This is a genomic window from Flavobacterium geliluteum (genome assembly GCF_017948595.1).
Lineage (GTDB): Bacteria > Bacteroidota > Bacteroidia > Flavobacteriales > Flavobacteriaceae > Flavobacterium > Flavobacterium flavipigmentatum.
Map to the genome: position 1 here is coordinate 55,645 of NZ_JAGFBV010000020.1, position 19,719 is coordinate 75,363.

At 38.0% G+C, this 19,719-nt stretch carries 2 protein-coding genes; both read right to left on the minus strand.

Annotation, left to right across the window (positions count from 1 at the left end):
- Positions 1-10: 10 nt before the first annotated feature.
- Positions 11-17,557, minus strand: a complete 17,547-nt coding sequence (locus J3495_RS12955) for a T9SS type B sorting domain-containing protein (protein ID WP_210666967.1) — start codon at positions 17,555-17,557, stop codon at positions 11-13.
- A gap of 125 nt (positions 17,558-17,682) precedes the next feature.
- Positions 17,683-19,614, minus strand: coding sequence for a hypothetical protein (locus tag J3495_RS19210; protein WP_236025464.1), 1,932 nt, complete (start codon positions 19,612-19,614; stop codon positions 17,683-17,685).
- Positions 19,615-19,719 lie beyond the last annotated feature (105 nt).

The following is a 19,719-nucleotide window of genomic DNA, read 5'->3' on the forward strand; positions in this document are numbered from 1 at the left end:
CTTTATTTTGTTATCTGTATAATGTGAAATGTCCAACAAACTCCCTTGCATCTTTCTCGTCATTTAGTTTAAGAACATACCAGTAATCACCTGATGGTAATTCTTCACCATTGTATTTTCCATCCCATTTTTGACCGTAGCGATATTTGCCAATTACACGTCCGTATCTGTCATAGATATCGAAAAGTAAGTTGTTGTAAATATTGGTACACTCAGGACCCCACTCGTCAAACTGACCATCGCCGTTTGGTGTAAAGTGATCTGGAATACAAACGTCAACATATTTGCCAGGAACGGTAATCGTTGCAGTACATCCATTTTGATCTCTTACTATTATTACATAATCTCTTGATTTGTAAATTTTAAATTCATGTTCAGATGTAAATGGTTCTCCATCAAAACTGTATTCGTAAGCAGGAGATCCGCCTGTAGCCGTCACCGAAATAATATTCAGTTCTTCTTTTCCAGGAGTTTTAGTAATCGCTAAAGGTGCCACCGCTTTTATAGTGAAATCTACAGAAGATTGGAAACAACCATTGTCATGAATTGCCGTAACATAATGTACTCCAGGAGCAACATTTAAGAAAATGTTACTTACTTGGTTAGTCGAAGCAAGTCCATCCAATTCGTATGTTACAAGTGATGGATCTGTATTACTTGGATCTATAGTTACAGTTACAGCATTTGCAGCAGCGTTGTTAACACAGTCGTAATTGATCTCTACTGTAGGATTAAGTACAACTGGTTCTGGCATTATCACCTCAACTTCTGTTGAACAATTTGTTGCAGAATCATTTACATAAACGATATGTTTTCCACCAGAAAGACCAGTAAAAGGGAATATCGTTTGACCTACAGCACCTTGTGTATATGGTCCCGCTTTAACGTCAAGACTCACACTATATGGTTCTGTACCTCCTACCACTTGAATACTGAATGATCCGTCTTTATCTCCGGCACATGCTTCAGGAACCATAGAATTAGGAACTTCTGTAGCAATAAGCGGATTAGGTTGTGTAATCGTTACATCGCTTATAATATAACATCCATTTTCGTCTTGTGCGATAAGTGTATAAGTTCCTGGTGCTAATCTGTCAAATACCGTTTTAGAATCAAATTGATTTAAATCAGGTGAAATAGCATACTTGATAACTCCAGTTCCACCAGAAGCAATCACTTCAATCTTACCATTGTTTTCTCCAAAACAAGAAACGTTAGTTGGAATGAACTGTGCTTGAATTGCAGTAGCTGGTTGTCTGATTTCAGCTGTAGCTGATGTTGCAGTACAATCATCACTAGTTACTTGTACCACATAAGTACCAATTACCAATCCTTCGAATCTTCCAGAAGCTTGTGGCCCTTGAATGATTGTTCCGGCAGTATTTTCCAGCGTATAGCTGTAGTTTCCTAAACCGCCTGTAGCGTTTGCAACAATAACTCCTGTTGCTTCACCAAGACATTTTACTACTGCATTGGTCACATCTAAACCTACTACTAATGGCTCTAATGCCGGATTAGCAACTTCGTTAGAAATAAATCCAACACAACCGTTAGCATCTCTTACATAATATTGATACACACCTACTGGTACTCCAAAAGTAACAGAAGTTGTAAACGACCCAATTGTTGTTGCAAAATTAGCAGTCGTACTATACGTATATGGACCTGTACCTCCAGTTGCGCTCAATGTAAGCTCAGACTGTGTAAGACATGTTTGTGTTCTACTTAAAGTCAAGGTTGGTATAACTTCTGTTGGCTGCGTTATCACAATATTTGCAGATGTTGCAGCACAACTAAATCCGTCTGTAACTGTTATGCTATAAGTTCCGGCAGCTAATCCTGTAAAAATTGGATCACTTTGTGGTCCGGAAACAATAACCGGAGTTGCAGAAACAATATTTAGCGTGTACATAAAATTACTTCCCTGACCACCTGTTGGAGGATTTACGGTAATTATACCGTTTCTATCTCCAAAACATGAAAGCACACTTGCGTTTGCAGTAGCCGTAACTACGATAGGAGCAGGGACAACTAATGTTGCAGTTGTTGTAGCAATACATCCGTTAGCGTCTTTTGCATTAATAGTGTAAACACCTGCACTTAAACCTGTAAAGTCATATTGCGCAGAGTATGCTACAAGGATAGCTCCATTTAATACCAATTCGTATTGGTAAGCACCAGGCCAACCACCAGAAGCAGATGCAGAGATTGTACCATCATTATTACCTGCAATACAAGTAATTTCTGATTGAGTAGTTGTCACTACTAATGCTGCATTTGGCTGCTCGATACTAAATACAGTTTCAACTGTACAAGTAGGTCTTCCAACCAATGTAGCTGACACAGAATATTGACCAGCTGTAAGGTTAGTAATTGTAATTGGACCCGCACCTGTTGTTGTGCCCACAATAGTAGCAATACTTGGGAATGGACCCGTAATAGTGTAATTGAAAGGTCCTGCATCATTTGTTGGCACTAATTGATTGTCAACAAATGTAAGCTCAACGCTTCCGTCTGCAGTACCGTAACAAATTTGAGCGTTAACTGGAACTGCTTTTATTTCGAAAGTATTCGGATTATTTACATAATAAATTTCCTGAATAGAACAATTAGTCGCTGGGTTTGTCACTGTAATCATGAAGTTACCAATTGGTAAATCTGTGAATACACCCGTAGGCTGATTAACAGCGGTATAAACAGTACCATTGATTCCGACAACACTATACAATAATGCTGCTGGTGTACCGCCCGTAGTTGTTACACTAACCGTAATATCTTCATTTGAAATACAAGTAATTGCGTCATCTACGCTTACAACAATATCATCCAAACTAATAAAAGGAGCAATCGTTATAGGCGCAGTAGATGTTCCTAAACATCCTTTATCATCATAAACGTTTACAACGTAAGATCCGCCAGAAAGGTCAGACTCAGTATACACGTTTGAAGCACCGCTTTGTACTACTACACCACCTTTAATAAATTCGTATTTAATATAATTTGATGAACCGCCTGTTACAGAATTTACTGTAATCGTAGCCGAATTGGTAATGTTTGTACCAGCAGTACAACCAAACTGAGTTACAACTGGGGGATTCACAACTATTGGTGCAGGCTCATTAATTCTAACATCATCAGAAGTTGTACAACCTCTTCCAGATGTTACGACTACCGTATAATCTCCAGGAGCTAGACCTGTAAATTCACCAGAAGCTTGAGGTCCTGCGATTATTGTTGCTCCCGCCATTACTGTATAAGTATAAACAGGGTTATCATTTACTCCAGGAGAACTGGCACCTATAGCAGCTGAAATTGTACCGTCTGCTGCACTATTACAAGTTACATCTGTAGCTGTCACTGTAAATCCAGTAATAATTGTTGCAATAGGAATATTGAATGTAACAGTATCATCACAACCAGTAGTTAAGTCAGTAACTACAATTGTGTGGTTTCCTGCTCCTACTCCAGTGAAGTTACCTGTTGGTACTCCAAAATTACCGTCTAAGCTGTACTCATAATTTGCTGGACTAGCGCCACCTGTAGTAGTAGCTGTAACTACTCCGTTATTTGATGTACAGTTTGGTAATGTTGTTACCACAACTTGTAAATCTAATGCCGGGAAAATATCAATCAATGCTGGGAATGATGCCTCGCAATTGTTAGCATCTTTTACAGTTAAGGTATAAGAACCTGCTGCCGAAACGATAAACGTTGGACTAGCTTGGAAACCACTACCAATACTGTATTCAAATGGTCCAACTCCAGAAACTCCAGAAATGGTAAATGTATACGTACCGTTTGTTGCATCAGGACATTGGCTGAATGGGTTTACCACAGCACCCGTTGGCAATGGATCTTCAGTAATTGTTACTGTTTGGAAAGCAGGAGCACATCCGTTAAGGTCTCTCACATAAACATCCCAAGCCATTACGGTACCGTTCGCCGTATCTACTACTAGATTTGCGCTGCTACTATATGTTGTTGGAGCAGGATCATTAGAAGGTACTACTGCATATTCATAAGCAGGAGTTCCACCCGTTGCATTAACAGTAATAATCGCTGTTTTAGTAATACAATTAATATTTGTTGCATTAGTTGTAAAACTTAAAGGTGCACTTGGCTGATTAACAACGAAATTAGTTACAGAAGCTTGACAACCTGATGTTGCATCAGTAACTGTGAATGTATAATTACCCGCTATTAAACCAGCATAAGTAACCACATCACCCACTTGAGTAGGTACAACTGCGCCTGGTGTCAATGTGTAAGTATAACCTGCTGGAGCCGGATTGATATAATTGCTAATCGTAAATGTTACAGTACCTGTCGCATCACCATTACATAAAACATCACTCAACAATTGAGCAGTAACACTTATTTCATCTTCTTCTTCAACCACAATCGATTTGGTAGTACTACATCCGTTAGCATCGGTAACTTTTAAAGTATACGTATCAGCTACCAAATTAATAAAGACACCCGAAGTATTCGTTGCAATAGCAGTTGCCGGAGCAATAATTTCGTAAGTATATGAAGCTAATCCGCCAGTAACATTGTTTACTGTAATTGTTGTAAAACTGCCTGCAGTATTACAATAAATTGGAGTCGCCGTAATATTCATATCTGTTGGTGGCGTGTACGGAAGTATTGTAGCAGAACCTGTTACTCTACAACCATTTGCATCAACCACAACATAATTGATCGTTTGACTAGTATTTACAGTTTTTGATGGAGATGAACCAAAAGTTACACCATTATCAAAACTATAACTGTACTCACCAGTACCACTTGGAGTTCCTCCAGATGCCCCTAATGTGAGCACCGCATCAGTAGCTGTGTTTGACGTATTACAACCGAATGGTGTAATAGTAGGTATCACCGCTAAACTTGGTGGATCTATAATTGTAATATCTTGAGCTAATGATGGACATAATTTAACATCTCTTACTACCACTGAGTAGGTCGCAGCAACTAATCCTGTGAACGGAATCGTAGTACTTTGGAAAGCACCACCGTTTACACTGTATTCGAAAGGAGCAGTACCTGCGCCAGGAATAATAGTAAAACTACCGTTGTTTCCTCCATTACAACTTACATTCACTTGAGTATAAGTAAAAGTAGGCGTTACATTTGGTGTAACAACAACCGGAACCGTTACAGCAGAACATGCTTGACTGTCTGTTACTCTGAAAATATAAGTTCCAGGCGTATTTGTTGTAAAGGTAGTACCTACAAGAGTTGTCGGGTTAAATGTAACACCGTTGTCTGTAGAAACTTCATAACCACCAGTATAAGCACCTGTTCCTTGAGTCGCGGTTAATACTATAAAAGCATCTGCATTACAAGTAAGATCTGTAAGCGCAGCTTTCAACAATAATTCTTGCTCAAGCTCATAAACATAAGGTGTTGTTACAACGCAATTATTAGCATCTTTTACATAGAAAGTATAAGAACCCGGAGCATTTAATGTAAAGTTTGGATTGGTTGTATAACCATTACCAATATTGAACTGTAATGGACCCACACCTGTTCCTGTTAAGGTAACATTTACAGGAGCACCTGTATAACAAACTCCTGTGATAGGATCAATTGTAGGTAAAGGGTCTGTTGTAAGCGGAAGTGCTATTTGAGCAATACATCCGTTAGCATCTCTTACAAAAGCAACCCAATTTTTGGTTGGATTTGCATCCAGAACCGCACTAGGAGAAGCTTTGTAAGCTCCTAAAGCTGGAACTGGTGTAATATTTGTATCAACAAAAGCATACGTATAGGCTGGTGTTCCACCACTTCCTTGAACAGTAACTCTTGCTCCAAAATTACAATTAGCAGGAGTATTTGAGATTATTGCTAGGGTTAAGGTTGGCAATTGCGCAACATTTACTGAAACTGTTGCAGTACATCCTGTAACCTCATCGGTAACCACGATAGATTGCGTACTAGCACTATTTATTCCTGTTACCGGAATTGTTAGACTAGTTTGTCCAGTTACTACAGCACCACCGTTTATAGAATAGCTGTAAGTTCCTGCAAAGTTTCCTACGGTAAATAATACCTCACCGTTGGCACCTGGATTACAAGTTACGTTTCTCACTAATTGTCCAGAAACTGTAATATTTGTTACTGGTTGAATAGTGAATGAATCTTGATATTTACATCCGTTCGCATCTGTCACTTGGAAAGTATAAGTTCCCGGTGCCAAAGCTAAGAAAGTAGCAGATGCTGCATTATCGACAGCTGAAGCTGTTGGAGCTATGATTTCATATTTGGTAATCGCATAACCACCTGCAACCGTAACGGTTACATCTGTAGTTGTATTGATACAAGTTATTGGCGCTGCAGCGAATGACAATCCTGTAATTCTTTGGTAAGGATTTACTATAACTGTGTTGTCAAAAGTACATCCGTTAGCATCTTTTACATAATAATGAATGGTTTGTGGAGTACCATTATCAATCACTGACAATGTATTGGCATTATAATAATTGGCAGAACCATCAAAATTATATTGATATGGCGCTGTACCTGTTCCGGCAGTAACATTAACTGTCACAATCGCTGGCTGAGCAATATTACTCGCATTACAAGAATAATCTGTAACAGCTGCAGTAGCCGCAAGAAGTGTAGGCTGACCCACTGTGTACGGTCTGCTTAGAGAACAACCTCTACCTGAATTTACTGTAATTGTATAAGCCCCTTGAGGAAGATTAGAAAACACATTATCTGTTTGTACCATTCCTGCTGGAATTGGCGTAATAGCGTATGTATACACTGGATTATCATTTCCAGCAAGAACATTTACAGTAATAGAACCATCGCTTGAACCGTTACATAACGCATCTGCTACAACAGCATCAAAAGTTACTGGTGTTGGCGCAATTAAAGTAACAGAAGCTGTAGTACTACAAGCTGTAGGTGTTGCTGTATCTGTCATCGTTACCGTATAAGTACCTGCTGGCAAACCAGAAATCACATTAGCTGCTATAGTTACACTTGCTGGCATTGGAGCAATTGTGTAAGTATAAGTATTCGTACCACCGGCACCCGATAGTGTAATGACACCATCGTTATCTAAACATGTTGGTAGAGCCGTAATAGTCGGAGTTACCACAAGTGGTGCATCTATAATAATTGTTTCTGTATCGATACAACCGTTAGCATCTTTTATACTAATGGTATTTGAACCTGAATTAAGACCTGTTACATCAAAAGGTAAACCAGTAGTAATGCTGGTATAAACTCCGCTTCCGTTTACACTGATTGAAAGTGCTCCCGTACCTGCATTGATAGCAGAAACTCTCACAACATAAGATCCTTGAGCCACACATTTGTCTACAACTTGTAAAGCAATTTCTGGACTTGGGTCTTTAACAATAGTTGTTTGAAGTGGGAATGTACAACCATTTGCATCTCTAACAATAATATTCCAAACTAGATCAGTACCCAAAGCACCCGGATCTAAATTTAGTACATTACTTGTAGAAGTAAATGATGAAGGCACCGCTGGATCAACAGCATAAGCATAGGTATAAGGTCCTGTTCCTCCAGTTGTTCTTATGGTAACTTGAGCAGGGTTATTACAATTTGCATTTACAGTTGATTGAACCACAGCAGTAAGTGCTTGTGCTGGTTGTGTGATTTGGAATGTATAAGAAGTAGAACATAATGTTCCTCCAACTTCAGATACTCTTAAAACATAATTTCCTGCACTTAATGTCGTAATATTACCAGAAACTGGTCCACCTGCTGGTCCTGTTAAGGTTCCATTAATTGCTGGGGATACTGGCAATAAAGTTAATGCATTTAAAACTTGATAATTGATAGAAGTTACTGTAGCATCATAATCCTCAACGGTAAAGTTTAAAGTTCCTGTTGCTGTTGCATTACAAGTCACATTTGTACTTGTTGTTCCAGTAATCTTTATGCTTGATGGTGGGCTTGGTGTTGGAAATTCTAGTATAGAAATACAGTCATTAGCATCCTTTACTTGCAAGAAGTAATTTGTAGCATGAGCCAGCCCTACAAAAGTATAAGAATTACTTGCCGTTGGTGCTGTTTCAGTAAGTGGTTGACCAAAAATAGAATATCTATAAGGTGCTGTTCCTCCTGATGTTGTTACCGTAATATTTACGCCAGTAGCACAATTATTACTATTCACTATAGCAGTAAATTGTAAAAAAGGAGGTGTTTCGATTCTTAATTTTGCACTTTTGAACTCACAACCATTTGCATCAACAACCGTAATATAATAATCTCCAAAATTTAAACCTGAAAATTGATGAACTCCTGTAGGAGCAACTCCATTTTCAGTATAAGTATCTATTTGTGTAAATGAATCATTGTACAATGTATAAGTATAAGGCGCAGTACCACCAGAAAATGTAGAAACATCAAAACTTCCAGGAGTATTTAAATTACATAAAATTGGATTATCATCAATGATAACAACAATTGGATCAGGATTAACTAAGTTTATAGTTGCTGGCACAGATGTACAACCCTTAGCATCTCTAATTACATAAGTATAAGTTCCTGCAGTTAGGCCTCCAAAAACTCTTGTAGAAACGAATGTAACTCCGTTATCAATACTATATTCATAAGGAGAAACTCCTGCTGTTGCTGTAAGTGTTATAGAACCATTAGAATCACCATTACAAGTTGGATCTACTTTGGTAGCCGTAGCGGTTACAGTAGCAGGCGTAGTAGTTGTTACAATATTTGTTAATGCAGTACAAATAGTACCATTAGCATCTGAAATCTCAAACTGATACGTAGTTCCTAATAATGATGTTGGTGTATAGGTAAATGTGTTTCCACCAAAAGCAATTGGAGAACCCGTAAAAGCAGCTCCACCAATACTTACTCTATATCCGTAAGGAGCTAGTCCTCCAACCACAGTAACATTCATTGTAGCATTTGCTGGTGCCGCACAACTGATATCTTTTGTTAATACAGCTGATGCCGTTAATGCCTCATTTACTGTTATTGTAGTAGTGTTGGTACAGTTATTCGCGTCTCTAACCGTAATTGTATAAGTACCGGCAGGTACAGTAAACGTATTGGCCGGACTCGGGGCTACACCCGTATTTATTGTATAGGTATAAGGAGCTACTCCGCTTGCACCAGTTGCTACAATCTGGAATGTACTTCCTGAAGCCACACACTGATTACTTACTGTAGCTGTTACGGTTGGTATCGGATCAGTGGCGATTGTTACTGGCAACTGAGCCACACATCCTTTGGCATCTCTTACAAAAATTACCCAGTTTGGATCTGCTCCTGTATTAGAGTTAATATTAAACACAGCACTTGGTCCATAAACCGGAGTTGCTGCTAAATTATCTGCATCTAATATTGCGTATTGGTATGCTGTTGTTCCTCCATTTGCAGCCACTGTTACAGTTGATGTAACTTTGTTGCAATTGGCGTTTACATTCGAAACTAAAGCTAAAGCTAATGGATTAGCTGGTTGCGAAATAATAACTGATGTTGGAACTGTACAATTTGTAAAATCATCGGTGAAAACTACATTATAAGTAGTTGGACCTGATAAATTAGACAATGTAAACACTGTTGCAGTTTGTCCTGTAACAGCTGCCCCTCCGTTTACGCTATAGCTATAAGTAGTTGTAAAACCACTTACATCATAACGAATAGAACCTGTTGCTGATCCAAAACAATCAACATCACTTAGTTTGCTGGCTGTAGCAACAATTTGATTTAAATTGTTTACAGTATGGCTTTTTATATCAAAACATCCGTTAACGTCAGTAACTTTAAAGCTATATGTTCCAGGCGTTAATCCACTAAATTGTCCAGAAGTCGCACCAGAAGTATTAACAACCGGTCCTGAAAGAATTTCGTAAGCCAAAGCTCCAACTCCGTTCGTAGTAGTAATAGTTACCGTACTGGTAGTACTTGCTGCTGGAGAACATAAAATTGGTGTACCTGTAATGGTTGCAATCACAGGAGGGTTCAATCTATTGATTATAATCTGCTGAACTGCAGTTGTACATCCTTTTGCGTCTCTTACAGAATAAGTTATAGTTTGGTCTGAACCATTATCATTAACCGTTAAAGTATTATTATTTGTATAACCACTGCCGTTAAAACTATATTGGTACGGAGCTGTTCCAGTAGTAGGAACTGCAATTGTTACCACAGCAGATTGTTTAGTATTGGTAGGACTACAGGTAAAAGTAGTTGCTGTTGCCGTAGCAACCAAAACAGTTGGTTGCGTAATCGTTACTGCAACACTTGATGTACATTGTTTACTATCTTTTACATAGAAAGTATAGTTTCCTGCAGCTAAATTTTCGAATAAAGAAATAGCTCCATAAGTTGTTCCGTCATTGCTGTAGGTGTAACCCGGTACACCATCTGCACCAAATAATTGTACTGAACCATTAGATCCGCCATTACAAGAAACATCTACTTTCGTAAAAGTAACAGTTGGTGCAACTATCGGATTAATAATAGTAGTTGTAACAAACTCACAGTTATTTGCATCAATGACTTTTATTAAATAAGTCCCCGCTGCTGTAATATTAGAATACACATTAGAAGGTATTGAAGCATAAGAAGTACCTCCGTTTGTAGAAACTTGGTATGTATATGGTGTTCTTCCACCTACTGCATTCACAGTAATTGTTGCGTCTGGAGTTGGAGAACAATCCTGTTCTTTTACAACGGTCGAAGCTGTTAATCTTGCGTATACTACTATTGGCGTAGTAGCTGCAGTGGTACAACCATTTCCATCTTTAACCGTTACAGTATACGTACCCGGCGTTACGGTAAATGAATTGGCAGTTTGAAAATTAGTACCATCAATACTGTACGTTAATGGAGCTATACCTGTGGCATTAGCTGTAATAACGAAAGTACTTGAAGATGTTGCCGTACATTGATTATTAATAGCAACAGACGTAATTACAGGTCTGTTTTCTTCAATAATTGTTATTGGGAAAGTATCTGTACAACCATTTGCATCTCTAACATATACAATCCAGTTTAACTGTGTGCCATTTACAGTATTTACTGTTATTTTATCATTTGTATCAAAAACCGTAGGAACTACAGCACCTTGACCCGCAGCGTAAGTGTAATTTAAAGTTCCGCCAGTTGCATCAGCATCAATAATGGCAGAATATTGATTACAATTTACAGTGGTAGCTGTAGCAGTAACATCTAAAGCTGCCGCTGGCTGTGTTAAGGTAACAGCGTATATAGCCTGGCAATTTGTTTTTCTATCTGTTGCCGTAATCGTATAAATTCCTGCCGGTAATGCTGAAGCAACAGTTATAGTTGTAATGGTTTCAGATACATTATTAGCTTGCTGGATAATAGTTCCTGAACCATTTGTAATTACATAATTATAACCTCTGTCTTTTACACCATTTACAGTAAATTGTATATTTCCAGTTGATCCAAAACAGCTAATATTTGTAGTAATTGATCCACCCGCTATAATATCTGGTGATCCTTTTACAGTATATGGCAAGGTGAAAAAACAGCCTGTTTTAATATCGGTAGCCTGAAAAACATAATTGCCAGGAGTTAAAGATTTAAATTCGCCATCTGAATTGATAGCTGAATTATATCCTGCTGGTCCTGAAATAATTTGATAACGAATCGGTGCAGAAACGCCGGCTTTAACTGCGGCAATGTTTACGTGACCTCCTGGAGGTGTAGTAGAGCAATCGTATCCGCTGTCTGTAAGCGTAATTCCAGTAATTTGATCTAAAGGATCAATAATAATACTCAATACAGAAGACATACACCCATTGGCATCTTTTACATAAGCGGTTACTGTTGTACCAACTGAAGTTGTAAAAGTATTTGTTGTTGTAAAATTAGTCGTTCCGTTAAAGCTATATGTATAGGCACCTGTACCTCCACTTCCAGTAACAGTAATAACTGCCGGGGAAGTACCTGTAGTCGTACACTTAATATCTGTAGCCGAAATACTTCCTGACACCTGTGTTGGTTGCGTGATAGACACATTTTGAGAAGCAGGAGAACAGCCGTTACTGTCTCTTACTAAATAAGAATAAGTACCAACAGCTAAACCAGTATAATTGGCATTCGATGACCAACCTAAATTATTAAAGTTATATTCATATCCACTACCTGACCCACCGGCTCCTGTAAGTAAAACAGATCCGTTTGCTGCACCAAAACAAGTAATGTTTGTAGGTGTTGCTGTTACTGTTGGAATAGTAATGGCAACTACTGTAGCAGAAGTTTCTATAGGACAGTTGTTGACGTCACGTATTTCAAAAGTATAAACACCAGCTGTAGTAGCGGTATAATTAAAAGTACTACCTGTTACATTCGTAACCGCACCGTAAGCACCGGCACCTAGTCTAACTCTATATGTATAAGGAGCAGTACCATCTGTAATATCAACTCTGATAATTGCAGTTGGAACGGTACAAGTTAATGCTGTAGTAATTGTAGCATTGGCTTTTAATTCTGGGGCGATCACAATATTGCTAACGGTCGCTGTACAATTATTACTGTCAGTAACTAAAATGTTATGAGTTCCTGGTCCAACATTTGTAAATGTATTACTTGTTGTTGGAGCCGCTCCGTCTAAACTGTACGTTAAAGTTCCTGTACCAGTAGCCGTAACGACCAAAGTCGCTTTGTTTACAGCATCAAAACATAAATCTGATGTTGCCGATAATGAAGCCGTTGGCGGTGTTGGTACACTTACTGTAACCAAAGCCGATGCAGAAGAAGAGCAAACATTGATATCACGTGTTACAATGGTATAACTACCTGTAGGCACATTGACAAAAATGCCAGAACTCTGGAATGGTCTGACCATCGTGATTCCATTAGCTGCTCTTAACTCATACTCATAAGGAGCAGTACCACCATTTGCGGTCGCTGTAATGGTTGCACCAGTTGTACAAGTAGGTTGTGTTGTAACCTGTGCCGTAATGGTTAAGGCTGTAGGCGAAGTTACTATTGGGCCAAATGTAAAATTACAAGTAGTTGCAGAACTATCATAACGAATACGTACATCGTATGTTTGCGCTGTTAAGCCATTAACAACAACAGGTGAAGTTGTAGATGTTAACCAAGTAGCACCACCATTTATAGAATATTGGAAACCTGTAGTAGTGTTAAAATTATTAGCAACAATTGTAAATGATCCGGTATTACCACCATTACATCTTACTCCCTGAACATTAGTTACACTTGCAGTAAATGCTTGATTACTATCAATTATGATAGGGAAATCTTTTTGAGCAAGACATGATCTTGGTATTTGACGTACCCAGATATCATCAATAAGTACATCATTTCCATTAAACTCATTACTATACGATCTAATTACGAAACTTAAATTATTGAAAGCCCCTGGATTTAAAGATAATTCTTTGTATTCCCACTTATCAGATTTAGGCACTACCCATGGATTTGTAGTATCTGTGGTAGCAACAATAGTTTGAGGTCCACCAACTCCATTTAAATTATTAACTAACTGAATCGTTAATTTAGGATCGGCTAGTCCTGGATTACTCGATCTTATAAGATTCTCGGCCCATAACGAAATAATTACAGGTTGATTTGGAATAACATCATTAATTGGTTTACTGTATAATATTCCTCCAATACCAGCAGAACCTCCAACATTCACACATAAGAATCTTCCCAATGGGTCTGAAGGAAGCGTATGATCTTTAGCGACTAACCAACTACCTCCAAAAGTAGTATTTATAGAACTTGCTACTGCATATTTTCCGTCATTGATCTGATAATCATTAAAAGCACCACAAGGGAAACCAACAGGGTGCGGAGTAGATTCGTCCTCAAAACAATAAGCAGGATTAATACCAGGAGTAGTTGTATAACCACCTTTACCAAAATCTTCTTGCAATAAATTGCTATAAGTAGAAACTGTGGTTACATTGTACCTAACAGAAACAGTGTGTGGGCCTGAAGGCACATTTAAAAACACATTGTTTGTAATAGGAGTATTTGGAACATTATCTAAATAATATTCATACGTATAATTTGTAGAAGTACCATTGGTCACCGTTACCCTACTTGTTGCTGTACCATTACAATTAAAGACAGGATCTTCTACTGTAATTGTTGGTTCAGCCGGTTTTGGGTCAAGGATAATAGTATAAGGAATTGTGTATTCACAACCTACAGCATCTCTAATTTTTAGTATGTAACTACCTGGTAAAACATCTTTTTCATTGGATGCTTGCCATGTAGCGCCACCATCAAAACTATACTGATAAGGGGCGGTACCGCCTTGCGCATTATTGATTCTTAATTTACCTCCCATTTGAGATAACGTACAACCTGCCAATTCTGCAACACCACCAGATGCTGTAACAGCCGAAGTTGGTCCTGCAATAATTCTTGTAACTGCTGGATCTGTACAATATTGTATCGTATTTTGTCCAGATGAATTTGTATAAGATATACCATATCTAACCACTACGTTATAAGTACCTGGCTGTAAATTAGAAAAAACAGGATTACTTACAAAAGTTCCACCATTGTTAATACTATAAGACATTGTATATCCGTTAGCATTCGTCAGGTTAACTCTAATCTCAGCGTTATCATTATAACAAGCGCTGTTTGTATTGGTTATAGTATAGGTAGGTTTGGCATTATTTGGAACTGTGATTGTTCTTGTTATTGTACAGTTATTTCTGTCTACAATTTTAACGGTGTAAACACCAGGAGTTGTAACAACAAATTCATTTTCTGATTGAAAAACTGTATCACTATTTATAAAATAGTTATATGGAGAGTTACCTCCCTCGGTTGTAATTCTAACTCTTCCGTCAGTACAAGCTGTTAATGGTTGTATTAAAGATAATGTTGCTTTGTACTCATTCCAAACCTGACCAATATAGATGTACTTAGTATCTGTACAACCATCATCAGTAGAAACTTCTAAAACATAATTTTGATTGGTATTTAAATTATCAAAAGTATATTCAGATTCAGGAACAGGTCCGATATTAGACAATAATAAACCATTATTATATAGTTTATAATAATATTGTGCATTAGCGTCATTTACTGCAACTCTAATTCTACCTTTTTCACCATAACACAAAGGTTGTGTCACGTCTTGAGTAACACTGAAATTTCTCTGTCTTATTTGAATATTTGGAACGGTAAAAATACAAGGATTTGCAGTTACTCCAATTTGCTTGATATAAACCGTATAAATACCAGCAGTAGTAACATTAAAAATATTACTTGCCTGATAAGTTGTACCATTAATACTGTATTCATATCCTGCAGGAACACCACCAATTGTTATTCTACCTGGTTTACCACAAATAAGATCTGTGTGAGTTTCGGTAGGGTTTAATGAATTGGTAAAGACATTAAAATAGAAACGGTTAAAACAACCGCCTGCATAATTTAATGTTAGTCTGTATTGTCCCGCAATTCTGGCATCATAACTTGGTCCTGTCGCTACTTGTGTCCAAGTACAGGTTGGGCTTTCGTTAGCACAACTTGGACTGCTTGGAGGAGCACAACTCGCCTCATTTAATTTTTCCCAAACGATAGTAGAACCATCCGAAATATTAGTCTCGATTAGTCGGGAATCATTTGCACCACACAAGAAAATGTTAGGTAATTCTTTACCATTGTTTGGACAAATTAAAACCTCGCCTTTATAAGGAGCTCGCGCGTATGGAATAACAGGATTTGCATTTGTACTACCAAATCTTGTTACCGTAAAAGCCTGGTAGATCGATCTACAAGGTGCTGCAGCAAGATTATAAACATAATATATCCCTGGTTGTGTAACGTTAAGGGTCTGTCCTGTTCCTATTTGATTGGTACGAGCTTCATCACTATACCATGTATAATTGGTATAACCATTGGCAGCAACCAAATTTACATTATCCTGACACAAAATAATACTTTCAGTATATTTACAACCATCAACCCCTACTAAAAAGTTGGTCGCTTTTGGTGTTAAGATACATCCAGTATTGGTGTTGACACTTGGATCATCAGAAATTAGAAAATCGGTATTTAAAGTTCCTCTGTAAGTTGAATAAGCAGAGTTATCAATACTGTTTGAACAAGCTTCACTTAATGAATTACAATCAGGAACAACCTGAACTTTAAAACTTATTACTTTCTCACTTAATGTATTGGCTTTTACAACAGAGTCATCTACTCTAAAAACAATACTTCTGGTAATAGGATCATAACTTTGTACTGTTACTCCAGCCGGAAGAGGATTTAAATCGGCAGGATAATTAAAGATAATATTGATCGGCAATTGATCTCTAATCGTCAAACCTCTTGCATCATCATTACCGGTATTTTTAAATCCAATTTCGTAATTTAATTGTTGCCCTAAAGTTACGTCTTGGTTTCCTATATCGACACCGGCAGCATTTTTTACAATTTTTGTCAAAACGATATTAGGCTCAATAATATCTACCGCAAAAGCATTAAAATAATAAAAATAAACGTCTTGGGTACTTCCGAGCGTAATATTAGCCGAAGTGGCATTATTATCAATAACTATTCCCCCGGGCTTCAGAACAGTACCGGGATTATTGATGTTTAGAATACCCGCATCATACCCCAGCGTATTGGTACTAGCCGGATTTCTATTAAGGAAATTTTCTGTTTTATCAGTAGCTGGATCAACATAAGTAACACTACTATTAAAGAAATTGTTTGTAGCCCTAATCACTGTATTTGCAGCATTTGTTGCACTAATTGGTATTCCGTTAATTTGCAAATAATCCCCCGCGATAGGTTGATCACCTTCTAAAGCTGCAAAAGCAAATTTTACACGTACCGGACCTGTTGGAATCGTTTTAAAACCAGAAACAGGAATATCTAATGTTGTCGCTCCGCCGATTCCGCTAAAACCATCAAAGGACGTAATAAATTTTGCCGGCAATGTAGGATCTTCATAAACTACATAAATAGACCAACCAGCAGATAAACCAGTACCGCCATTTGCCCCTTCACTAGATTTAACGTTGGCAACTGTATACAATCCTTGGGCATTAGTTTGACCCGCCACCAAAGAAGTTATATCTGCATAACAAGCATAAGGTTTATTATTATTAGCCCCAATTGGTGTATTATTGGCATCATAAATAATCTGACCCGTAATATCGTTGTACCCACCTGTTGGTAATTTAAGTTTGACTTTTTGAATGTCTGTACGATCATCTTGCTGCAAAATGGCTCCCCAATACAGACCCGCGTAGACTATTTTATAACAAGCCGGCTTAGGTATCGTCAGAGTTGCACTACTCGAACTAAAAGTAGTGTTGTCACTGTCAATATCGATATATTTCATATCGAAATCTGAGTTATAACCAGCGTCGTTATAAGCATTATTTGGTCGCCTATTATTTCTGTTCTCGTCTCTATTCAGGATATTGTTACCAATAAGCAACATATCTCCTTTCAATCTCATGTCAAATCTTGGAGTAAAAGGCTTGAGATTTTGAGAAACTACAAAATAACTTTGAAAGAAAATCAAAGCTAATACAATCAATCTTAGGTTAGTAGGTTTTTTCATAATCATTTATTTTTTACTTACATTCTATACACTCGGGGCATTAGTGAATAAAACGATTCGTATTTATAACATTTTATTATTATGTCCTTCTAACATTCAGAAGGAGCGACTTTTATTTATTTGTATTAATTCTCGACTTTTGCGATAACCACTTTGGCATTATAGGCTTTATCTCCCTTACCTTCTAATCCTTTTTGGGCATCTGCCAGAGACTCAAACTTCTCGTAATAGATATAATATTTACTTGTTGTTACGTTGTAAAAGAAATTGATATCTGATCGTCCGTCTGCTACTGCTTTAGTCAGGAATTCATCTCTTTTTTCAACACTATTATGAACCGCAAGAATCAAATAATATCCGCTATCCGAATTTTTGATACCTTTTATAATTTGCATATTTGATTGCTCTTCTCCAAAATCAAAATCACTTTGTTTCAAAGGAGTACTGCTTACTTTTGTTGTTTCTTTAATACGTTTTAAAGCAGCCAAATCCTGTGCATATCTTCCTTGATCATTTTCAAAAGCAGCACGTTTAATTCTACGTTTTTTCTCAATTTCAGTTTCTACTTTAATACGTTCTAATGTTGCAAGAAGTGCAGCACTATCTTGCTCCATCTTCAATTGTGCCGCTTTCAACTGATTTATTTTTTCTAAATAAGCTCTGTTTAAAGCATCATTTTTATTAGGAACTTTTTTAAGTCTTTCGTTATATAAATTAGTCAACTTATCAATTTCAGCTTTCTGAATTCTGTTTGCATCTGCAATTTGAGCTTTCAAAGCCTCTAACTGACTGTTTTCTGCCGCCACACTTTTAAATGGTTTTGGCTCTTTGTAAATACCTTTATCACTTAAATCATTCTCTTCTCTTAAATCATCTAAGTCCTTTTGCTTGTTGGCAACAGTGGTATTAAACTGAGCAAGCAAATCGTCTTGAGTTTTACTTGAGTTTTCTAATGACTGAGCCAAATTATCGATAGCTTTTACCGTTTCATCTTTTTGAGCAGCTGCTAAAAGTGCTGCATCTGCATCTGCTTTCGCTTTGGCATCAGCGGCCAATTTCGCCTGACGAGCTTCTTCTGCTTTTAATTTCTCTTCTGTTTCGGCATCAGCTTTCGCTTTAGCATCTGCAGCTAATTTTGCTTGCAATGCTTCTGCGTCTGCTTTCGCTTTTTCAGCAGCCAATTTCGCCTGACGAGCTTCTTCAACTTTTTGTTTTTCTGCAGCTTCCGCATCAGCTTTTGCTTTTGCATCAGCAGCCAATTTTGCTTGACGAGCTTCTTCAATTTTTTGTTTCTCTGCAGCTTCGGCATCCGCTTTCGCTTTTGCTTCTGCAGCTAGTTTTGCTTTCAAAGCTTCGGCGTCTGCTTTGGCTTTCTCGGCAGCTAGTTTTACTTGTTGGGCTTCTGCGTCTGCTTTCGCTTTATCAGCAGCCAATTTCGCTTGACGAGCTTCTTCAACTTTTTGTTTTTCTGCAGCTTCCGCATCCGCTTTCGCTTTAGCATCGGCAGCTAGTTTTGCTTGTAATGCGTCTGCGTCTGCTTTGGCTTTATCAGCAGCCAATTTCGCTTGACGAGCTTCTTCAACTTTTTGTTTCTCTGCAGCTTCTGCATCCGCTTTCGCTTTAGCATCGGCAGCTAGTTTTGCTTGTAATGCTTCTGCGTCTGCTTTGGCTTTATCAGCAGCGAATTTCGCTTGACGAGCTTCTTCAACTTTTTGTTTTTCTGCAGCTTCCGCATCCGCTTTCGCTTTAGCATCGGCAGCTAGTTTTATTTTAAGAGCTTCTGCATCGGCTTTGGCTTTATCAGCAGCCAATTTCGCTTGACGAGCTTCTTCAACTTTTTGTTTTTCTGCAGCTTCCGCATCCGCTTTGGCTTTCTCGGCAGCTAGTTTTGCTTGTTGGGCTTCTGCGTCAGCTTTCGCTTTATCAGCAGCCAATTTCGCTTGACGAGCTTCTTCAACTTTTTGTTTTTCTGCAGCTTCTGCATCCGCTTTGGCTTTCTCGGCAGCTAGTTTTGCTTGTTGGGCTTCTGCGTCAGCTTTCGCTTTATCAGCAGCCAATTTCGCTTGACGAGCTTCTTCAACTTTTTGTTTTTCTGCAGCTTCTGCATCCGCTTTGGCTTTCTCGGCAGCTAGTTTTGCTTGTTGGGCTTCTGCGTCAGCTTT

What these genes read in the sequence shown, in the direction of transcription:
- J3495_RS12955 (WP_210666967.1), bottom strand. Translation starts at nt 17,557, where the DNA reads ATGAAAAAACCTACTAACCTAAGATTGATTGTATTAGCTTTGATTTTC.